20 protein-coding genes are annotated in these 19564 nt (G+C 65.8%); 3 read left to right on the top strand and 17 right to left on the bottom strand.

Annotated elements, in window-relative coordinates; genetic code table 11:
* The first annotated feature begins 93 nt into the window (after positions 1-93).
* Both EV665_RS09310 and EV665_RS09305 read left to right on the top strand, forming a co-directional pair.
* On the top strand, positions 94-525 hold the full coding sequence (locus EV665_RS09310; RefSeq protein WP_064328648.1) for an Hsp20 family protein: 432 nt from the start codon (positions 94-96) through the stop codon (positions 523-525).
* Between the two features lie 132 nt (positions 526-657).
* The gene (locus EV665_RS09305; RefSeq protein WP_064332367.1) at positions 658-915 is read left to right on the top strand and encodes a BQ00720 family protein; all 258 of its coding nucleotides are present in this window, start codon (positions 658-660) and stop codon (positions 913-915) included.
* Positions 916-933: 18 nt separating this feature from the next.
* On the opposite strand, the gene trmB is transcribed toward EV665_RS09305, so the two are convergent.
* The 15 genes from trmB to trpS all read right to left on the bottom strand — a co-directional run bounded on the left by trmB (position 934) and on the right by trpS (position 14316).
* Positions 934-1635 (bottom strand): tRNA (guanosine(46)-N7)-methyltransferase TrmB, encoded by a 702-nt coding sequence (trmB, locus tag EV665_RS09300; RefSeq protein ID WP_133033893.1) that lies wholly within the window; start codon positions 1633-1635, stop codon positions 934-936.
* Between the two features lie 7 nt (positions 1636-1642).
* Positions 1643-2881, bottom strand: a complete 1239-nt coding sequence (gene metK / locus EV665_RS09295) for a methionine adenosyltransferase (RefSeq protein ID WP_133033892.1) — start codon at positions 2879-2881, stop codon at positions 1643-1645.
* Positions 2882-3085: 204 nt separating this feature from the next.
* Positions 3086-3505, bottom strand: coding sequence for a helix-turn-helix domain-containing protein (locus tag EV665_RS09290; protein ID WP_064328645.1), 420 nt, complete (start codon positions 3503-3505; stop codon positions 3086-3088).
* A gap of 148 nt (positions 3506-3653) precedes the next feature.
* Entirely contained in the window at positions 3654-5237 is a 1584-nt protein-coding gene (gene lnt / locus EV665_RS09285) for an apolipoprotein N-acyltransferase (protein WP_133033891.1), read from the bottom strand.
* Between the two features lie 114 nt (positions 5238-5351).
* Positions 5352-6503 (bottom strand): hemolysin family protein, encoded by a 1152-nt coding sequence (locus EV665_RS09280; RefSeq protein ID WP_064328643.1) that lies wholly within the window; start codon positions 6501-6503, stop codon positions 5352-5354.
* A gap of 9 nt (positions 6504-6512) precedes the next feature.
* Positions 6513-7022, bottom strand: a complete 510-nt coding sequence (ybeY, locus tag EV665_RS09275; protein WP_133033890.1) for an rRNA maturation RNase YbeY — start codon at positions 7020-7022, stop codon at positions 6513-6515.
* A gap of 17 nt (positions 7023-7039) precedes the next feature.
* The gene (locus EV665_RS09270; RefSeq protein WP_064328641.1) at positions 7040-8092 is read right to left on the bottom strand and encodes a PhoH family protein; all 1053 of its coding nucleotides are present in this window, start codon (positions 8090-8092) and stop codon (positions 7040-7042) included.
* Between the two features lie 27 nt (positions 8093-8119).
* A complete protein-coding gene (gene miaB / locus EV665_RS09265; RefSeq protein ID WP_133033889.1) occupies positions 8120-9508 on the bottom strand; it encodes a tRNA (N6-isopentenyl adenosine(37)-C2)-methylthiotransferase MiaB in 1389 nt (462 codons plus the stop codon).
* A gap of 56 nt (positions 9509-9564) precedes the next feature.
* On the bottom strand, positions 9565-10353 hold the full coding sequence (olsA, locus tag EV665_RS09260) for a lyso-ornithine lipid O-acyltransferase (RefSeq protein ID WP_133033888.1): 789 nt from the start codon (positions 10351-10353) through the stop codon (positions 9565-9567).
* 39 nt (positions 10354-10392) lie between these two features.
* Complete coding sequence (locus tag EV665_RS09255) at positions 10393-10818, bottom strand: Fur family transcriptional regulator (protein WP_064328638.1); 426 nt, start codon at positions 10816-10818, stop codon at positions 10393-10395.
* Positions 10819-10857: 39 nt separating this feature from the next.
* Positions 10858-11352 carry a GNAT family N-acetyltransferase gene (locus EV665_RS09250; RefSeq protein ID WP_133033887.1) on the bottom strand — a complete coding sequence of 165 codons (495 nt, stop codon included), beginning with the start codon at positions 11350-11352 and terminating at the stop codon, positions 10858-10860.
* A gap of 5 nt (positions 11353-11357) precedes the next feature.
* Positions 11358-12005, bottom strand: a complete 648-nt coding sequence (tsaB, locus tag EV665_RS09245; protein WP_133033886.1) for a tRNA (adenosine(37)-N6)-threonylcarbamoyltransferase complex dimerization subunit type 1 TsaB — start codon at positions 12003-12005, stop codon at positions 11358-11360.
* 30 nt (positions 12006-12035) lie between these two features.
* Positions 12036-12605, bottom strand: coding sequence for a NifU family protein (locus EV665_RS09240; protein ID WP_064328636.1), 570 nt, complete (start codon positions 12603-12605; stop codon positions 12036-12038).
* Between the two features lie 99 nt (positions 12606-12704).
* Positions 12705-13196, bottom strand: a complete 492-nt coding sequence (locus EV665_RS09235; RefSeq protein ID WP_064328635.1) for a universal stress protein — start codon at positions 13194-13196, stop codon at positions 12705-12707.
* Positions 13197-13248: 52 nt separating this feature from the next.
* Positions 13249-14316 (bottom strand): tryptophan--tRNA ligase, encoded by a 1068-nt coding sequence (trpS, locus tag EV665_RS09230; protein WP_133033885.1) that lies wholly within the window; start codon positions 14314-14316, stop codon positions 13249-13251.
* A 282-nt stretch (positions 14317-14598) separates the two neighbouring features.
* Here trpS and EV665_RS09225 point away from each other — a divergent pair, with 282 nt between their 5' ends.
* The gene (locus EV665_RS09225) at positions 14599-15072 is read left to right on the top strand and encodes a YcbK family protein (RefSeq protein WP_133033884.1); all 474 of its coding nucleotides are present in this window, start codon (positions 14599-14601) and stop codon (positions 15070-15072) included.
* Between the two features lie 6 nt (positions 15073-15078).
* Here the strand turns inward: EV665_RS09225 and murJ are convergent, their stop codons facing one another.
* Positions 15079-16671, bottom strand: a complete 1593-nt coding sequence (gene murJ, locus EV665_RS09220; RefSeq protein ID WP_133033883.1) for a murein biosynthesis integral membrane protein MurJ — start codon at positions 16669-16671, stop codon at positions 15079-15081.
* Entirely contained in the window at positions 16668-19511 is a 2844-nt protein-coding gene (locus EV665_RS09215) for a [protein-PII] uridylyltransferase (RefSeq protein WP_245507676.1), read from the bottom strand. The genes murJ and EV665_RS09215 overlap by 4 nt, the downstream gene beginning before the upstream one ends.
* Positions 19512-19564: the final 53 nt, after the last annotated feature.

Here is a 19564-nt window from a genome sequence, read left to right as displayed (position 1 = left end):
CTTGCGCCTCGCGCCGGCAATCCCCATATTGCAGCCATCGGGATGCCGAGGTCGGGTCCCGCCGAAGTCGCTTGAGAGCCAAGGACTAGACGCATGTCACGCATGACCCCTTTCACGAGCCCGCTGCTTCTGGGCTTCGATGCCATGGAAAAGACCCTTGAGCGCATCGCCAAGGGCAATGATGGCTATCCGCCGTACAATATCGAGCGGCTTCGGCCGAACGGCGAGACGGGCGCACCGGAACGGCTGCGCATCACCCTTGCCGTCGCGGGCTTTTCCGAAGACGAGCTCGATGTGACGACGGAGGAAAACCAGCTCGTCATCCGCGGCCGCCAGGTCGACAGCGGCGAGCGGGACTATCTCTACCGCGGCATAGCGGCCCGCCAGTTCCAGCGCACCTTCGTGCTTGCCGACGGCATGCGCGTTTCGGGAGCGGAGCTGAAGAACGGCCTGCTCTCGGTCGAACTCGTGCGGCCCGAGCCTGTGCGAATGGTAAAGAAAATTAACATTTCCGTATCAGACTAGATCATGAGCCGTTCCTGCGGGAACACCCGCCGGAACGTTTCAAGCGTAACCTGATCGCCTGACGTACCGATGGGCCATGGTGGCCATGGACGTCCGGTGGCCGGCCCTGCCGGCATTGCCATGGAGGCAAAGATGGGACTGAAGACCGTAACCCCCACCGTTTCGAAGGCGGACCTTGCGCATCTGGGCGCCGGCGAAGTCGGCTACATCAGGAAGATGAAGGCCGACGAAGTCTCGCGCGTCTTCCCGGAAGCGCCGGAAATCGACCCGAGCCTGGATCTCTGGGCCCTGTTCGGCGCCGACGGCACGCCGATCCTGCTGACGGACAACCGTTCGAGCACCTTCTACAAGGCGGCCGAGGACGACCTGCGCACCGTCAGCCTGCACTGATGTCCGGAAAACCTTCCGTCAGAGACGGCGGAAGGTGAGATAGGCCGACTTGCGGCCCTCGCGCTTGGCCTTGGCCTCGTAGCGCGTGCCCGGCCAGCCGGCAAAGGGCGTCAGCCAGTCGACCGCGTTTTCGGCGGTCCACACGAAGGCGGGATGAGACCCGCAGTGCATAAGCGTCCAGTTGACATAGGTGTCGATGTCGGACGCGAAGCAGAAGAGCCCGCCCGGCTTCAGCACCCGGGCAAAGCGGTCGAGATTGACCTTCGAGACGAACCGCCTCTTCCAGTGCTTCTTCTTCGGCCACGGATCCGGATAGAGCAGGTCGATCTGATCGATCGAGGCGGCCGGAAGCCAGTCCAGCAGCACCGTCGCATCGTCATCATAAAGCCGGATATTCCTCGCGCCCGTCTCCTCGATGCTGCCGATCAGCTTCGCCATGGAATTGACGAAGGGCTCGACGCCGATGAAGGCGGTATCGGGCGTTTCCTGCGCGCGATGGATGAGGTGCTCCCCGCCGCCGAAGCCGATTTCGAGGCGCATCCGGTTCGGCGGGAAATCGTAGAGCGTCGTGATGTCCGCCGGCGCCGGGGCCGAAAGATCGACCTTCAGCACCGGCAGCACGGTCTGAAGATGCTGCGCCTGCCGCTCCCTGAGCGGTTTTCCCTTGCGGCGACCGAAGAAGGCCTCGCTCGCGCGGCTGCGGCGCTCTGCATCCGTCATGTCGGCCTCAGTTCTTCAACGCTTCCTTGAGGGCCTTGACGAGGTCGAGGCGCTCCCAGGAGAACGAGCCGTCGCGGCCGGCCTTGCGGCCGAAATGACCGTAGGCGGCGGTCTTGGCGTAGATCGGCTTGTTGAGGTCGAGGTGGCGGCGGATGCCCGACGGCGACAGGTCCATGACCTTGCGGATCGCGGCCTCGACGGCGTCCTCGCTAACCTTGCCCGTGCCGTGCAGGTCGACATAGACCGAGAGCGGCTGGGCGACGCCGATGGCGTAGGAAAGCTGGATCGTGCAGCGGTCGGCAAGGCCGGCCGCGACGACGTTCTTGGCGAGGTAGCGCGCGGCATAGGCGGCCGACCGGTCGACCTTGGTCGTGTCCTTGCCGGAGAAGGCGCCGCCGCCATGCGGGGCCGCGCCGCCATAGGTGTCGACGATGATCTTACGGCCGGTGAGGCCGGCATCGCCATCAGGACCGCCGATGACGAACTTGCCCGTCGGGTTGATGTACCAGGAGCAATCCTCGGCGATCGCGATGTCGTGCAGCGCCTCGCGGATATAGGGCTCGACGACCTGGCGGACCTTCCTGGAATCCCAGCTATCATCGAGATGCTGCGTGGAGAGCACGATGGAGGCGACGTCGGCGGGCTTGCCGTCGACATAGCGCACGGTCACCTGGCTCTTGGCGTCCGGACCGAGCTTGCCGGCATCGCCCTCGCCCTTCTTGCGGGCGTCGGCGAGGAGCTGGAGGATGCGGTGGGAATAGTAGATCGGCGCCGGCATCAGGTCGGCGGTCTCGCGGCAGGCGTAGCCGAACATGATGCCCTGGTCGCCCGCGCCCTCGTCGCCCTGCTTGTCGGCGGCGTTGTCGACGCCCTGGGCGATGTCGGCGGACTGGGAATGCAGCAGCACGTCGATCTTCGCCGTCTTCCAGTTGAAGCCGTCCTGCTCGTAGCCGATGTCGCGGATCGCCTTGCGGGCGGCGGACTTGAACTTGGAGGGATTGATGACGTCGTTGCCGTCCTTGTCCTTCTTCAGGAGGCTCGGCGGCAGGCGCACTTCACCGGCGATCACCACGCGGTTGGTCGTCGCAAGCGTCTCGCAGGCAATACGGACCGACCACGGATCGACCTTCGACTTCACGGCTTCGCGGTAGACCAGATCGACGATTTCGTCGGAGATGCGGTCGCACACCTTGTCCGGATGACCCTCGGCGACGGACTCGCTGGTGAAGAGATAGCTGCTGCGCATGCGGGAATTCCCCTCAAAGAAAATGGACTTCGACGTTGTTATTCAGTTCGCGGGGGAAAAACAAGCGCAGAAGGACATAAGAATATGTTTATGTCCCGGCATTCCGGGCGTTTTCGCGCGACTGTCGCGCGCGCGTGACGGCCCTCGCGCAAACGAAAAGCGGCCCCGAAGGACCGCCTTTTCCTTGCCGATCTCACGCGAAGATCACTCGAGTTCGGCCTCGGCGGCGAGCGCCTTGACGAGGTCGACGAGCTTGCGGCGGACCTTGGGGTCGCCGATCTTGACGAAGGCCCGGTTGAGCTGGAGGCCTTCGGAGGACGACAGGAAGTCGACCACGTAGTTGGAGCTCGACGCTTCGGCAAAGCCGGCCTGGGCATCCGCCTGTTCGCCCGGCGCATCCTCGAAGAAGAAGGAGACGGGCACGTTGAGGATGCTCGAAATGTTCTGCAGCCGGCTGGCGCCGACGCGGTTCGTGCCCTTTTCGTATTTCTGGATCTGCTGGAAGGTGATGCCGAGGCTTTCGCCCAGCTTCTCCTGACTCATGCCGAGCATGGTCCTGCGAAGCCGGATCCGGCTGCCGACGTGAATATCAATCGGATTCGGCTTCTTTTTGTTTTCCATCATCAATGTGTCCTAACGCGCGGAAATGGCCCCACCCTGCCGGCAGCCTTAACGAAGACTTAACGCCACGTTGTATGCGCAAACCCTGAAGGGCTCCACAATACAAGAGAACCACCGGCGGCGTGCACTATGCTATTTTAGGGGTTTTCGGTCAATTCGTCCTGTTTCTAAAACCAATGCGAGAAATGCCCGCTGTTGCGAAGAGAACGCCAAGAACAATCAGAAACGACCAATTCTGCTGCTTTGCCCGGCCTGCAGCGGCATATCTTCCCGGGAGAGTTGCATCGACAAAGCCCGGAACATCGTGGGCGAGGCCCGCGACCACCCTTCCCTTGGCATCGACCACGGCGGAAATGCCGTTGTTGGCGGCGCGAATCAGTGGCAGGCCGCGCTCGACCGCGCGCAGCCGCGCCTGGTGGAAATGCTGGTAGGGACCGGGTGTCCTGCCGAACCAGGCATCGTTGGTGACGTTCAGCAGGGCGGCGGCCGCATCGGCCGCTCCGGTGATTTCAGAAGGGAAGATCGCCTCGTAGCAGATCAGCGGATAAAGCCCCTTGCCGAGCGCGTTCAGCAATTGGGGCTCGCGGGCGGCGGAAAAGCCGCCCGGCATGGCGACGGCATCGACGCCGAGGCCCTCGAAGACCTCGGCAAAGGGCATGTATTCGCCGAAGGGTACGAGATGCACCTTGTCGGCCGCGCCGATGATCTGCCCCCGGCCGTCGACGGCATAGATGGAATTGTAGTAGCGCGGCGCCTTGCCGGAACCGGCGCCTTCCGTGCGCACGGCGCCGGCGATCAGCACCTGGTCGTCCTCCAGCACGGCGGCGATGCGCACCAGTGCATCCGGATTGTCGGTGAGGATGAAGGGAATGGAGGTCTCCGGCCAGACGACGATATCGGGCCGCCTGCCGTCCTCTGCCGGCCTGGCGGCGCTGAATGCCAGGTGCCGCTCGAAGATTTCCGCGCGGGCGCTGTCGTCGAGCTTCATCGCCTGGTCGATGACCGGCTGGACGAGCCGGATGACGGTCGTTTCGTTCTCCGGCGCCGGCACCACGTTCAGGGCATGATAGCCGTAGCCGAGCTGGGCGGCGAAGAGCAGGGCGGCGAGCGAAAGGCCGAGACCCCGGCCGCGCCGCGTGCCGATCAGCGCCGGCGCGGCGAAGACGAAGACGGCGAGCGCATTCATGCCGGCTATGCCGACGACGCCGGCCGACTGCATGAGCAGCGGCACGGGCATGGCGCCGTACCCCACGGCATTCCAGGGAAAACCGGTGAAGAGCGTGCCGCGCAGCCACTCCCCGATGCCGAAGGCGAAGGCGAGCGCCGCGATGCGACCCATGCCGTCCGACCAGAGCAGGCGGGCGAGCGCGGCCGCAATGCCGTAGTAGAAGGCGAGGAAGGCGGGCAGGCCGAAGACGGCGAGCGGCAGCGCCCAGGCAAAGGCATCCGCCTCGACGAGCAGCGCATTGCCGAGCCACCAGAGCCCGCCGACGAAATAGCCGAAGCCGAAGAACCAGCCGATGCGGAAGGCGGGTGCGAGACGCCGCAGGAAACCGGCCTCCGGCGCGGCGCTGGCCCCGTCGATGAGCCAGACGAGCAGGGTGAAGGAGACGAACAGCGCCGCGAAGAAGCCGAAGGGCGGCAGCGCCAGCACCCCGACCAGGCCTGCAAGAAATGCCAAGAGCGCCCGTCTTGTCCCAGACAGGAGCATGACCCTGCCCGCAAGCCCCTCCATGCCGTCCCCTTTTTGCGTCCCCGAATCAGCCGCGCCAGTCTTCCAAAAAACCAGCGCCTTGTCCCGCGTCACGGCGGCACAAGGCGCAGATCATTTTTCAAGGGGCCTGTCCGCCTATTCGGCGTTCGCCCCGTCGTTCTGCTGTTCCGGCAGTTTCGGCCGGTCGCCGGCAAGGGCGAGGCCCTCGCCTTCCGGCTTGCGCTCGCGGCGACGGACGGAGCCGGCGCGCTTGCGGGTGACGCGCACCCGCTTGACACGGCGCGGATCGGCGTCGAGGACGTGGAACTCGAAGCCCGGCACTGCCTGCACCACCTCGCCGCGCACGGGAATGCGGCCGAGCGAGGCGAAGATCAGGCCGCCGAGCGTATCGGCGTCTTCGAGCTGTTCGCGGATGTCGAAATCCGGGCCGATGGCTTCCGCCAGCTCCTCCAGCTCCACGCGGGCATCGGCGATGAAGACATCGTCGCTGACGCGCTGGATCATCACCTCGTCGTCGTCGTGCTCGTCCTCGATGTCGCCGACGACCATCTCGACGATATCCTCCAGCGAGGCGAGGCCGTCCGTGCCGCCATATTCGTCGATGACGAGGGCCATCTGCGTGCGGTCGGCCTGCATGCGCGCCATCAGGTCGGCGGCAAGCATGGAGGGCGGCACGAAGAGGACCTGGCGGATGATGCCGGCTTCGGCCACCGTCTTGGAAAGATCGACGCGGCCGAGATCGAATTCCGCCTTTGGCGTGCGGGTCGGTTTTTCGCCGGTAGCGGCCGCCGGTTTCACGCCGTTGCGGCGCTTGTTGCGGGCCTGCTTGGTGACATAGGCGAGGAGGTCGCGGATATGGACCATGCCGCGCGGGTCGTCGAGGCTCTCGTTATAGACCGGCATGCGCGAGCGGCCGGAATCCTCGAAGATCACCATCAGCTCGGCGATCGTGATGTCCTGGTCCACGGCCTCGATATCGGCACGCGGCACCATGACGTCCTCCACCCGCACCTCGCGGAAACGAAGAATGTTGTGCAGCATCGCCCGTTCCTCGGGCGAAAAGGTCGGCTCGCCGCCGCTCTCTTCCGTCATCAGGGCCTCGGCGAGGTCCCTGCGCAGGCTGGAAGCACCCGTCATGCGCCAAAGCCGTGTCGCACGGGACCAGAAGGATGTCCGGCCCCCGCTTTCCTGCTTCGGCGCGCTGCTACTACTGCCCGCCTCGTCCTGACTTGAGGCGTCCGCCTCGCTCTTTTCCGTTTCTACGGACTGGTTTCTAAAGTCGCTCATTGGTCCAAACTATTCATCGGGGACATCCCCGTAGGGGTCAGATAGGCCAAGCTCGGCAAGAATGCGAGTCTCCAGCCCCTCCATTTTTTCCGCTTCCTCGTCGTCCATGTGATCATAGCCGAAGAGATGCAGAAATCCATGTACCATCAGATGCGTGAGATGATCGTCGAAGGACTTGCCGAGATCCGCCGCCTCGCGGGTCAGCGTTTCCTCGGCAAAAATGATGTCGCCGAGCATCGGACCCGGCATCTTTCCGGGTGTCAGCGGGAAGGACGGGAAGGACAGGACATTGGTCGGCTTGTCCTGGCTGCGCCATTCCGCATTGATGCCGCGGATCGCCTCGTCATTGGTGAAGACGAGGGAGACCTCCGGCGCGCCGGTCTTCGGGAACGGCTGCCTTTCCTCACGTTTGAGGAAATCCGCCGCCGCGCCGAGCACGCGTCCGCTCACCTCGAGCAAGCGCTCTTCGGAGGGCCAGGCGCCCTCTTCGACGGAAATCTGGATGTCGAGTTCGCTCATGAGATCGCGGGGCCGCCTCAGCGGTCCAGTTGCTCGCTTTCGTCCTGCACCGCGGTCTGGGCTTCATAGGCCCGGACGATGCGGGCGACCATCGGGTGGCGCACGACATCGGCATCCTTGAAGCGGACGACCGAAACGCCCTCGACGCCCCTGAGGATCTGCAGGGCTTCGACGAGGCCGGACTTGACGCCGCGCGGCAGGTCGACCTGGCTCGGATCGCCCGTGACGATCATGCGGCCGTTCTCGCCGAGACGCGTCAGGAACATCTTCATCTGCATCGAGGTGGTGTTCTGCGCCTCGTCAAGGATGACCGCGGCATTGGCGAGCGTGCGGCCGCGCATGAAGGCGAGCGGCGCGATCTCGATGACGCCGGCCGTGATGGCGCGCTCGACCTTGTCGCCCGGCATCATGTCGTAGAGCGCGTCATAGAGCGGGCGGAGATAGGGATCGACCTTCTCCTTCATGTCGCCAGGCAGGAAGCCGAGGCGCTCGCCGGCCTCGACGGCCGGACGCGACAGGATGATGCGGTCGACCGCGCCGCGCTCCAGGAGCTGGGCGGCATAGGCGACGGCGAGATAGGTCTTGCCCGTGCCGGCAGGTCCCACGCCGAAGACGAGCTCGGACCGCTCCAGCGCGCGGATATAGGTATCCTGCGTCGGCGTGCGGGCGGCGATGGTCTTCTTGCGGGTGGAAATCTGCGACATGGTGAGCTTGGCCTTGCGCTCCATCGTCGGCAGGGAAAGCTGGTCGTCCGCGGCGATCGCCATGCGGATCGCGCCTTCCACGTCGGAAAGCTCGATCGAACCGCCCTTCTGGAGACGATCATAGAGATAATCCAGCGCCCGGCGCGCCTGGTTGGTCGCCACCACGTCGCCGGAGATGGAGACAGAATTGCCGCGGGCACGCGCATCGATGCCGAGGCGCTGCTCCAGCAGCTTCAGGTTCTGGTCGAACTGGCCGAACAGCTCGCTTGCGTATCGATTGTTCTCGAAGGTCAGCACGAAATGATTGGCGTCGGTCTCTTTTTTCGACTGGCGCGGCGATGACGTCGTCAATTCGTGTCCGTTCAAGCGGTCAGGCTCCTTGCGGTCCGCCCGTCAACCGATCGCTTCTGCGAAAAGGCTGTTGGGCCCGGTATCGGTGATTCGTACCCGGATAATGTCACCGATTTCCGACACTTTTGCATCAACATTCACAGGCTGCAGCCAGGGCGAGCGGCCGACGAGCTGGCCGGGCATGCGGCCGGGCTTCTCCAGGAGCAGGTCGATCTCCTTGCCGACGCAGCCGCGGGCGAAGTCGCGCTGCTGTCGAAACAGCAAAGCCTGCAATCTTTCAAGGCGTTCCGACTTCACGTCCTCCGCGACGTGGCCGTCCATCTCCGCGCCGGGCGTGCCGGGGCGGATGGAATATTTGAAGGAAAATGCCTGTGCATAACCGACCGTCTCGATGAGGCGCATCGTGTCCTCGAAGTCCCGGTCGGTCTCGCCGGGGAAGCCGACGATGAAATCGCCCGAGATCGCCAGCTCCGGCTGGACGGCGCGGATGCGCTCGATAAGGGCGATATATTCGGCCGCCGTGTGGCGCCGGTTCATCGCCTTCAGGATGCGGTCGGAGCCCGACTGGACCGGCAGGTGCAGGTAGGGCATCAGCGCCGGCAGGTCGCGATGGGCTTGGATCAGGCGGTCGTCCATGTCGCGCGGGTGGCTGGTCGTATAGCGCAGGCGCGCGAGGCCCTTGATCTCGGCGAGGCGGTAGAGGAGATCGCCGAGGCCCCATTCGCCCCCATCCGGACCGAGGCCGTGCCAGGCGTTGACGTTCTGGCCGAGCAGGGTGATCTCGCGCACCCCGCCTTCGACGAGGCGCTCGGCCTCCGCGACGATCTGCGAGACCGGGCGGGAGACTTCCGAGCCGCGCGTATAGGGCACCACGCAGAAGGTGCAGAACTTGTCGCAGCCCTCCTGCACCGTCAGGAAGGCGGTGACGCCGCGGGCGCGGGTCTTCGCCTTTTCCGGCGCGGGAAGATGCTCGAACTTGTCCTCGATCGCATAGTCCGTCTCGACGACGCGCTCGCCGCCCTTGGCGCGGCGCAGCGCGTCCGGAAGGCGGTGATAGGTCTGCGGGCCGACCACCAGGTCCACCGCCGGCGCACGGCGCAGGATTTCCCTGCCCTCGGCCTGGGCGACGCAGCCGGTGACTCCGATCACCATCTCGCGGCCGCCCTTGGCGCGCGCCTTCTTCATCTCGCGCAAGCGCCCGAGCTCGGAATAGACCTTTTCCGCCGCCTTCTCGCGGATGTGACAGGTGTTGAGGAGGACGAGGTCGGCCTCTTCCAGCACGTCCGTCGCCTGGTAGCCGTCCTTCGACAGCGCATCCGTCATGCGGTCGCTGTCATAGACGTTCATCTGACAGCCGTAGGTCTTCACGAAGACCTTGCGGGTGTTCGGCGTGGCGCTGGCTTCGGGCGGAAGGACGGATTGTTCGCTCATGGCCGCTTCCATAGTGGAAAAGCCCCGGAAAATGAAGCCCTGTCGCGGTCCCCGGCCTATCGGCCGCGAAGGCGCGCGCCCAGCATGGCGCGAATACGCTCCTCGATCGTGCGGCTCACCTCCTTGCGGTTGTTGCTGCGGGAATAGTCCACCCGCTCGCCGAAATCGACATCCACGTCCACCGCCCCCTCGCGCGCGACGCCGAGGAGATGCGGCAGGAGTTCGATATCGCCCGGCCAGGCGGCGAGCGGCCGGTGGAAACGGCCCATGGCCATGCCGTGCACGCCGGTATAGGCGATCGAGACCGGCTGGATGAACACGACGCCGCCGGGCGCGTGCGGCACCGCGGACGCGGCGGCGCCGAAGAGCGAGGTCTTGATCTCCAGCAGGCGGTTGCCGTCCGAGGTCGTGCCCTCCGGGAACAGGACGACGATCTCGCCGTCCGTCATGCGCCGCGCGATCTCGTCCACCTGGTCGCCGGTCTTCCGGCGCTGCTCGCGCTCGACGAAGATCGTCGCCTGCAGACGGGCGAGAATGCCGAAGACCGGCCAGCCGCGCACCTCGGATTTCGCGATATAGACGACATCGGCCACCGAGCCGAGCACCAGGATGTCCTTCCAGGAGACATGGTTGGAGGCAAGCAGCAACGGCCGTTTCGCCTCCAGCGTGCCATGCACCCGCACCCTGAGGCCGAGCACCCAGCAGGCGGCACGGTGCCAGAGCCGCGGCACGCGGCGGCGGATTTTCAGGTTGAAGCGCAGGCCGACGAGCTGGACGGGCAGCAGGACGAGCGTCACCGCGGCAAGGACGAGGAAAGCGACGGCAAGGCGCAGCCAGACGATCAAGGGATCACCGGCAGGCGGTCAGGGGAAACGGGATCCGCCTCACTCGCCCTCCTTGAGCGGAATGCCGTAGAGTTCGAGGCGGTGATCGACGAGCTTGAAACCGTGCTCGCGCGCGATGCGCTCCTGCAGCGCCTCGATCTCCGGCGAATGGAACTCGATGACCTCGCCGCTCTTCAGGTCGATCAGGTGGTCGTGGTGCTCGTCCGGCACCGTCTCGTAGCGCGAACGGCCGTCGCGGAAATCGTGCCGCTCGATGATGCCGGCATCCTCGAAGAGCTTGACCGTGCGGTAGACGGTGGAGATGGAAATGCGCGAATCGACGGCCGACGAGCGGCGGTAGAGCTCTTCCACGTCCGGATGGTCGTCCGAGGCTTCCAGCACGCGCGCGATCACGCGGCGCTGCTCGGTCATGCGCATGCCGCGCTCGACACAAAGCTCTTCCAGCGATTTCTCGACATCCGTCATGCGATCCAGCCCTCTTTCGTTCGGCCCCCCGATAGGGGACTAGCGAAGATCGCGCCGCAAGACAAGCGCCGTGGACCGGTGGCCGTCGGCGGCGACATAATAGGCCTTGCGCTCGCCGACCTTCACAAAGCCGAGCTTGGCATAGAGCCCGCGGGCCGCGACATTGCCCTCGTCGACCTCCAGGAAAATGTCTTCGGCGCCGCGCATCTTCGCCTCGCGCAGCGCCGCCTGCATCAGCCGCCAGCCGAGGCCCGCGCGGGAAAACCGCTCGTCAACGCCGATCGTCAGGATCTCCGCCTCGCCGGCCGTGGCGCGGGCGAGAACGAAGCCGCCGGCCGTGCGGCCGAGCGCGCCTTCCTTCAGCGCCAGGAAACCGAAGACCGGCTCCTGCAGCAGCAGCGAATGGAACTCGCCGTCGTTCCACGGCTGGGGAAAGCGCGCGCGGTGCAGGGCCGCGGCAATGCCGGCATCGGCGGTTTCCAGCGGAAAGATGTCGAAGCTCGGCTTGCGGGTGAAATAATCGGACAGGGACATGCGGTTCACGCTCTCTTGATCGCGAAACCCGCCTGCGGCTTGGCATCGGGACCGCGCAGATAGAGCGGCTTCGGCGGATGGTCCGCCGGATCGAGGCGCGCACCGAGGCGCGCGACGGTGGCGATGGAAACGCTGTCGCTGCCCTGCGGCGCGCCGTCGCGCAGGAGCGCTGCCGCCGAACCGGCGATCGCGCCGTCATGGCCGGCCGCGAGCGCTTGCGCGGCCTCCAGGGAGGCGATCGCGGGCGACGACAGTGCGCTGCCATCGGCGGCGAAGCGCTGCCAGTAGACCTCGTCCCGCCTGGCATCCATCGCGACCAGCAACGGCAGGCCGGCCCGACGATCGGCGGCAAGCGCCGACAGGGTGGAGACGCCGACGGCGGGAACGCCGAGCGCCAGCGCGAGGCCGCGCGCCGCCGCCACGCCGACACGGATGCCGGTGAAGGAGCCGGGGCCGATGGTGACGGCGATCCGGCCGATGTCCTTGAGGGTGAGGCCGGCGGCATCGAACGCCGCGTCGACGAATTCCATCAGCCGCTCGGCATGGCCGCGGCCGATATCGGCGCCGGCGGCGCCGAGGATCCTGTCCTCATCGGGGTCATAGAGCGCCGCATGGCAACCCGTGCCCGCCGTATCGATCGCAAGCACGATCATCGCGGGCACCGGGGCATTGCGGGGCAGGCCTTACATGACGGCTTCAACTTCCTGCACTTCCGGTACGAAATGGCGAAGAAGGTTCTGCACGCCGTGCTTCAGCGTCGCCGTCGAGGACGGGCACCCCGAGCAGGCGCCCTTCATGTTGAGATAGACGACGCCGTCGCGAAAACCCTTGAAGGTGATGTCGCCGCCGTCCTGCGCCACGGCCGGGCGCACGCGGCTGTCGAGCAATTCCTTGATGGTGGCGACGATCGTCTCGTCGCCCTCGTCGAAGAATTCGCCCTCGTCGGTCTCGTTGCCGCCGAGCGCGCCGCTCGCCATGACCGGCTGGCCGGACATGAAGTGTTCCATGATGTTGCCGAGGATCGCCGGCTTCATGTGCTGCCAGTCGGCGTCGTCCTTAGTGACGGTGATGAAATCATAGCCGAGGAACACGCCCGTGACGCCGGGGACGGCGAACAGGCGAGCCGCCAGCGGCGAAGCCGCACGCGCTTCCGTCTCGTCACGGAATTCGGCGGTGCCCGTTTCCAGCACCACCTTGCCCGGCAGGAATTTCAAGGTCGCCGGATTCGGCGTCGCTTCGGTCTGGATGAACATCTTTCTCTCCGTGCGGCCGGGCGTTCGCCGATCGGCCAGAATATTTAGAATAATTCAAAAGAAGATAGGCGTTTCCGCGCCGCTCTTCAAGACTGGAGATCAGCTCAGCGCGTCCAGCTCCTCGTCGGACAGCGAATCCGGAATGACCGTCACCGGGATCGGGAAGGCCTGGGCCCGGCTGGCGAGCGAGGAGACGAGCGGCCCCGGCCCCTCCTTGGCGGAGCCGGCGGCGAGCACGAGGATCGCGACGTCCCGGTCCTCCTCGATCAGCCCGTTGATCTCTTCGCTGGCGACGCCTTCGCGGATCACCGTTTCCGGCTCGATGCCGACCGATTCGCGCAAGGCCTGCGCCGCCTTGGCCAGCACGGCTTCCGCTTCCTCGCGCGCCTCGGCCCGCATGATCTCCTCGACGCCCAGCCATTGCTGGAAATCGCCGTTGGCGATCACATAGAGCAGGACGACGCCGCCATTGGAATTCTTCGCCCGCATTCCCGCATAGTGGACGGCGCGCTGGCATTCCGGCGTGTCGTCGATGACCGCCAGGAATTTCCGGCGGTGGCCTTCAAGGCGGGAAAGTCGTCGAGAAACCATACGGCCTCATTTCCTCAAGTGCTGCGCAATTCCGGGACGTTTCGAGGCGACCTTACTGCACAAAACCGATGATGTCGCGAACTTCCTTCATGGTTTTTTCGGCCCTTGCCCGCGCCCTTTCGCCGCCATCGCGCAGGATGGCGTCGATATGGGTCGTGTCGTCCATCAGGCGGCGCATCTCGTCGGTGATGGGCGAGAGGACGTTGACGGCGAGGTCGACGAGCGCCGGCTTGAAGACGGAGAACTGCTGGCCGCCGAACTCGGCGAGGATCTCCGCCTTGGACCTGTCGGAGAGCGCGGCATAGATGCCGACGAGGTTCTCCGCCTCCGGACGGCCCTTCAGGCCCTCCACTTCGCCCGGCAAGGCATCCGGATCGGTCTTGGCCTTGCGGATCTTCTTGGAGATCGTGTCGGCATCGTCGGTGAGGTTGATGCGCGAGAGGTCGGAGGCATCCGACTTCGACATCTTCTTGGTGCCGTCGCGCAGGCTCATGACGCGCGGCGCCGGGCCGCCGATCAGCGGCTCGACCATCGGGAAATAGGCATGCACCGGCTCCTCGCCGACGACGATGTCGACGCCGGTGCCGGCCTTGCGGATGTGGCTGCCGAAATCGATGTTGAACTTCTGCGCGATATCGCGGGTCAGCTCCAGGTGCTGCTTCTGGTCGTCGCCGACCGGCACATGGGTGGCGCGGTAGACGAGGATGTCGGCGGCCATCAGGCTCGGATAGGCGAGCAGCCCCAGCGAGACCTGCTCGGCATTCTTGCCGCCGGTCTTGTCCTTGAACTGGGTCATGCGCTCCATCCAGCCGATGCGCGCCACGCAGTTGAAGATCCAGGCGAGCTCGGCATGCTGCGGCACGGCCGACTGGTTGAAGACGATGTGCTTCTTCGGGTCGATGCCGGCGGCGATGAAGGCCGCGGCGATCGAACGGATCTGGCCGCGCATGTCCTCGTGCACGAGCTGCGCGGTGATCGCGTGCAGATCGACGACGCAATAGATGCAGTCGTTGTCGGCCTGCAGGGCGACGAACTTGCGGATCGCGCCGAGATAGTTGCCGAGATGGAGGTTGCCGGTCGGCTGCACGCCGGAGAAGACGAGGGGCTTGAATGCGCTCATGGCGATATCCTTCAGGCGGGTGGAGGGCCTGGTTGCGTTGGTGAAGCAGTTCCAGGAAAAGTGTGAAGCGGTTTTTCCGGCCGGAACTGCGTAAAAATACGCGCCGCTTATGCACGGCGGAGCGGCGCCGATCAAGACCGCTCCCGCAGCCCGGTTGCCGCTCCCATCAGACGCTTCTCATAAATGACACTTTCCGGGCTTTCTCTCCCGGCGGGGGCAAGGGCCGTCGGATTTCGACAGGTCGCGTTTCGACGCAAAGGCGCAAACCGGAGGGCGTGTGCCATGCGAAAGAGCTGTTCAACCCTGCTTGCCTGCATGATGGCATTGACGTCGTTCCTCGCGAGCGAAGCCATGGCAAACGGAAAGCACAAGCATGCCGCAAGAGCCGAGAGGGGTGCGGCGAAGATCTACACCGTGCAGACGCCGCGCGTGCGGCACCGATGTTTCCCCGGCAAGCTGCGGGCAATCCTGTTCCATATCGCCCGGCAGGTCGGGCGAAGGCCGCTGGTCACATCCGGTCACCGTTCCGCCGGACGCAAGGGATCGCTGCATCGCAAATGCCTTGCCGCAGACATCCGCGTGCCGGGCGTGCCGGTGAAGCGGATTGTCGCCGCGGCAAGGTCCGCCCCGGCCATCGGCGGCGTCGGCACCTACTGCAACGGCATCGTGCATGTCGATGTCGGGCCGAAACGGAGCTGGCGCCATTGCGGCGGGTTGGCGCGCCTGACCGGGCGGGCCCGGCTCGCGGCGCGCTGAGGCGGTCTACTCCGCGGTTTCCTCGCCCGGCGCGGCCTTGGCCTTGCGCTTGAGATTGCGCCGGATCATGCCGAGGTCGGCACCGCCGATGAGGAAGGCGACGGAGAAGTAGACGACCATGGCAAGGGCGATCAGCAGGCCGAGCGCCATGAGCTGCTCGTAGAGCGGCGCGGCGGATGCGAGACGATCGGCGAGGTAGGCGGAGGCGTAGTCGAGCGCCACCGCCATGACCACGGTCGCGGCCAGCAGGCGGGCGACGCGCCAGAGCAGCGCCTTTTCCAGCGGCCAGTGGCCGCGGCGCACCAGCGTCACGAAGAGAAGCATCGCCGTCAGCCAGCCGGAAACGGCTTCGGCCGTGGCGATGCCGCGCTCGTGGAACAGCGGGAAAAGCGAGACGGCGAGGATGCAGTTGACGACGACCGACAGCAGCGTGATGCGCATCGGCGTCTTGGTATCCTCGCGGGCGAAGAAGCCCGGGTTCAGCGCCTTGATCATCACGAAGCCGGGCAGGCCGAGCCCGTAGATGGCGAGCGTGCCCGCCACGATGGACGTGGTATCCGGGTTGAAGGCGCCGCGCTCGTAGAGCACGCGCACGATCTCGTCGGAGATGACCCAGAGCGCGCCGGCGGCGGGCAGGGTCAGGAAGAGCACGAATTCCAGCGAGCGGTTCTGCAGGTTGCCTGCCTCCCCCTCCTGCCCGCCCTTCAGCGCGCGGGCGAGCTCCGGTAGCAGCACGACACCGACGGCGATGCCGACGACGCCGAGGGGGAGCTGGTAGACGCGGTCGGCATATTGCAGGGCGGCGATCGCGCCGTCCTTGGTGGAGGCGATCATCTGGCCGATGAGCTGGTTGATCTGTGTGATGCCGCCCGTGACGGCCGCCGGCAGCGCGAGCCAGAGCAGGCGCTTGACGTTCGGCGTCATGCGCGGCCGGCGAAAGCCGATCTTCATGCCGGCATGGCGCACGCCCGCATAGAGCACGGCCATCTGCAGGAGGCCGGCGGCGAGCACGCCCCAGGAGAGATACCAGGCCGTTTCCAGCGGCGAGGCACCCTGCCAGAGCCCGTAGACGAGCGCGCCGATCAGCACCACGTTGAGGAAGACGGGCGCGACGGCGGCGGCGAAATAGTGATGCAGCGAATTCAGCATGCCCGACAGCATCGCCGTCAGCGACATGCACATGAGATAGGGGAACATGACGACGGCAAGCTTCACCGTCACGTCGAACTTCTCCGCGTCCCCCACGAAGCCCGGCGCGATGATCCAGGCCACGATGAGCGGCATCAGGAGCTCCATCGCGATGGTCAGCAACAGGAGCACGGAGAAGAGGACGCCGAAGACCTCCTCGGAAAAGCGCTTCGCCCCGTCGATGCCGCCGGCCTCGATCTCCTTGGCGAAGAGCGGCACGAAGGCGGCGTTGAAGGCGCCCTCGGCGAAGAGGCGGCGGAAGAGGTTGGGGAAGCGGAAGGCGGCGTAGAAGGCATCGGCCATCGGCCCGGTGCCGAGGGCTGCCGCCATCAGCGTTTCGCGCGCGAAGCCGAGCACGCGGCTGCCCAGCGTCGCGCCGCCCACGGTCGCAAATTTCCTCACCAGACTCATTGTTCCGTCCTGATCCTCTTCGGCGCGGCGACGACGGGCGCGATCATGCCGGGCGGCATTCGGTCGCGCAGCTCGTCCGCCTCGTCCGCCATGACGGCCTTCAGCCGCGCGGCGATGTTGGCCTGCCGGTTGTCGTTGGTGACCTTCTGGCCGACGAGGTCGGTGACGTAGAAGGTGTCGATGACCTTCTCGCCGAAGGTGGTGATATGGGCCGAGGCGATGTCGAGCGAGAGGTCCGACAGCACCGCCGTCACCTCGGACAGGAGGCCGGGACGGTCGAGGCACTCGATCTCGATCACCGTGAACTTGTTCGACAGCGTGTTGGAGATCGTCACGGCGGGAGAGACGGTGAAGGTGCGGTTGCGCTTGCGGCTCTTCGTACGGGTGGCGATCACTTCGGGCAGGCGCTTGCGGCCGGAGAGCACGTCCTCGATCATGCGGCCGATCGTGCCGGCCCGGCGCGTCTCGTCGGCATCGTTCGGGAACTCGCGGTTGACGAGGATCGTATCCAGCGCCCGGCCGTCGGAGGTGGTGAAGATCTGCGCGTCGACGATGTTGGCGCCCGCCGCCGCGCAGGCCCCGGCGATCACCGTCAGGAGGCGCGGATGGTCGGGCGAAAGCACGGTGATCTCGGTGATGGCGTGGAAGGAATGCGTGCGCACCATCGTCGCCAGCGGCTGGCCCGCCTTGTCCGCCTCGCGGATGAAGGCCGCGTGGCGCACCTGGTCCTCCAACGAGACCGTCAGCAGGTAGGGATCATAGTGCAGCCGCGTATAGGTCCTGCGGTCCTTCTGGCTCCATTCGGTCGGAAGCGCGCCGGAGAGGATGTCCCGCGCGGCCTGGGCGCGCTCCTTGCGCGACAGTTCGGAAAAGCCGCCGGAGATCAGGAGTTCGGTCTCGTAGTAGAGCGTGCGCAGGAGCTGGCCCTTCCAGCCGTTCCACACGCCCGGGCCGACGGCGCGGATATCGCAGACCGTCAGCACGAGCAGCATCTTCAGCCGCTCCAGCGACTGCACCTTCTCGGCGAAATCGACGATGGTCTTGCGGTCGTTGAGGTCGCGGGTCTGCGCGACCATCGACATGGTCAGGTGCTCCTCGATCAGCCAGACGACAAGCTCGGTCTGCTTCGGCGAGAGCCCGAAGCGCGGGCAGAGTTTGCGCGCGACCCTGGCGCCCGCCTCGGAATGGTCCTCCGGCCGGCCCTTGGCGATGTCGTGCAGCAGCACGGCGACATAGAGCGATATGCGGTCCTCGATACCGGGCATGAGCTGGTAGCTCAGCGGATGGGCATCCTTCTCGCGCCCCTGGTCGATATCCGCCAGCACGCCGACGGCGCGGATCAGGTGCTCGTCGACCGTGTAGTGATGATACATGTTGAACTGCATCATCGCGACGATCTTGCCGAAATCCGGAATGAACCGGCCGAGCACGCCCGCCTCGTTCATGCGGCGCAGGATGAGCGCGGGATCGCGCGGCGAGGTGAGGATCGACAGGAAGAGGCGGTTCGCCTCCTCGTTCTCGCGCAGCGCCGCATTGACGAGCTTCAGCGAGCGCGTGACCTGCTTCAGCGCGTCGGGATGGAATTCCAGCCCGTTGATGTCGGCGATGTGGAAGAGCCGGATCAGGTTGACGGGATCGCGCTTGAAGACATCAGGGTCGGCGATGGTGATGCGGCCGCGGTCTTCCAGGAAATCCAGCGTGCCGGCGATCTTGCGCGTGCGGCGGGTGAAGCGGCTGATGACGGCGCTGATGCCGGGCGCTTCCTTGGCCTGCTGGTCCTCCAGCGTGGCGCAGAAGATGCGCGTCAGGTCCCCGACGTCCTTGGCGACGAGGAAATAATGCTTCATGAAGCGCTCGACCGCCGAAAGGCCGGGATGCGGCTGGTAGCCGAGGCATTCGGCGATCTCGCGCTGGATGTCGAAGGAGAGCCGTTCCTCCGCCTTGCCCGTCAGGAAATGCATGTGGCAGCGCACCGCCCAGAGGAAGTCGTCCGCCTTCTGGAAGAGCTTGTATTCCTGGCGCGACAGGACGCCGAGCTTCACCAGGTCGGCGGGGTCGCGGATGTGGTAGAAATACTTGGCGATCCAGAACAGCGTGTGCAGGTCGCGAAGCCCGCCCTTGCCTTCCTTGACGTTCGGTTCGACGAGGTAGCGCGTGTCGCCGGCCTTGCGGTGGCGCTCGTCGCGCTCGGCAAGCTTCGCCGCGATGAATTCCGGGCCGGTGCCGCGGATGATCTCGCGGTCGAAGCGGAGGGCGAGGTCCTCGAACAGCGCCACCGAGCCGCAGATGTAGCGCGCCTCCAGGATCGCGGTGCGGATCGTCATGTCGCCCTTGGAAAGCTGGATACATTCCTCCAGGTTCCGCGTCGCATGGCCGACCTTGAAGCCGAGATCCCACAGGATGTAGAGCATGAACTCGATGGCCGGTTCGCTCCAGGCGGCGGGTTTTACCGGCAGGAGGAAGAGCAGGTCGATATCCGAGCCCGGCGCCAGCGTGCCGCGGCCATAGCCGCCGACCGCCGTCACCGTGATGCGGGCGGCGGGCGGCGCCTGACCGGCGCTGAAGACGTGGTTGAGCGCAAAGTCGTGCAGGACGGCGATCAACTGGTCCTGCAGCCAGGAAATGCGCGCGGCGCATTGCAGGCCGCTGCCATCGATAAAGAGCAGTTCGCGTGCCCGTTCGCGGCCCGCGGCATTCACCTTCTTGAACTCGGCCAGCAGCTCGCGGCGCATGCGATCGCGGTAGTCGGCATTGGTGCTGGCGATGAATTCGCATCTGGCGCGCAGCGCGGGCACGTCGATCAGGCCGGAATCGGCCGGCGCCAGAAGTCTCTTTTCCATCGGATGCCGGCTTGCGTCCCGCTTCTCGTCGATCGCCCGTTCGGTTCGCATGC

The organism is Shinella granuli, assembly GCF_004341885.1.
Taxonomy (GTDB): Bacteria; Pseudomonadota; Alphaproteobacteria; order Rhizobiales; family Rhizobiaceae; genus Shinella; species Shinella granuli.
This window is presented reverse-complemented; position numbering and strand designations above follow the sequence as displayed.

Bases quoted from the DNA above. Each gene is read 5' to 3' on its own strand.
- trpS (WP_133033885.1), bottom strand. From the start codon at position 14,316: ATGAGCGCATTCAAGCCCCTCGTCTTCTCCGGCGTGCAGCCGACCGGC.
- EV665_RS09305 (WP_064332367.1), top strand. From the start codon at position 658: ATGGGACTGAAGACCGTAACCCCCACCGTTTCGAAGGCGGACCTTGCG.
- lnt (WP_133033891.1), bottom strand. From the start codon at position 5,237: ATGGAGGGGCTTGCGGGCAGGGTCATGCTCCTGTCTGGGACAAGACGG.
- EV665_RS09250 (WP_133033887.1), bottom strand. From the start codon at position 11,352: ATGTCCCTGTCCGATTATTTCACCCGCAAGCCGAGCTTCGACATCTTT.
- EV665_RS09310 (WP_064328648.1), top strand. From the start codon at position 94: ATGTCACGCATGACCCCTTTCACGAGCCCGCTGCTTCTGGGCTTCGAT.
- metK (WP_133033892.1), bottom strand. From the start codon at position 2,881: ATGCGCAGCAGCTATCTCTTCACCAGCGAGTCCGTCGCCGAGGGTCAT.
- EV665_RS09235 (WP_064328635.1), bottom strand. From the start codon at position 13,196: ATGGTTTCTCGACGACTTTCCCGCCTTGAAGGCCACCGCCGGAAATTC.
- EV665_RS09280 (WP_064328643.1), bottom strand. From the start codon at position 6,503: ATGAGCGACTTTAGAAACCAGTCCGTAGAAACGGAAAAGAGCGAGGCG.
- EV665_RS09215 (WP_245507676.1), bottom strand. From the start codon at position 19,511: ATGGAAAAGAGACTTCTGGCGCCGGCCGATTCCGGCCTGATCGACGTG.
- murJ (WP_133033883.1), bottom strand. From the start codon at position 16,671: ATGAGTCTGGTGAGGAAATTTGCGACCGTGGGCGGCGCGACGCTGGGC.
- miaB (WP_133033889.1), bottom strand. From the start codon at position 9,508: ATGAGCGAACAATCCGTCCTTCCGCCCGAAGCCAGCGCCACGCCGAAC.
- trmB (WP_133033893.1), bottom strand. From the start codon at position 1,635: ATGACGGATGCAGAGCGCCGCAGCCGCGCGAGCGAGGCCTTCTTCGGT.
- EV665_RS09225 (WP_133033884.1), top strand. From the start codon at position 14,599: ATGCGAAAGAGCTGTTCAACCCTGCTTGCCTGCATGATGGCATTGACG.
- tsaB (WP_133033886.1), bottom strand. From the start codon at position 12,005: ATGATCGTGCTTGCGATCGATACGGCGGGCACGGGTTGCCATGCGGCG.
- EV665_RS09240 (WP_064328636.1), bottom strand. From the start codon at position 12,605: ATGTTCATCCAGACCGAAGCGACGCCGAATCCGGCGACCTTGAAATTC.
- ybeY (WP_133033890.1), bottom strand. From the start codon at position 7,022: ATGAGCGAACTCGACATCCAGATTTCCGTCGAAGAGGGCGCCTGGCCC.
- EV665_RS09255 (WP_064328638.1), bottom strand. From the start codon at position 10,818: ATGACGGATGTCGAGAAATCGCTGGAAGAGCTTTGTGTCGAGCGCGGC.
- EV665_RS09290 (WP_064328645.1), bottom strand. From the start codon at position 3,505: ATGATGGAAAACAAAAAGAAGCCGAATCCGATTGATATTCACGTCGGC.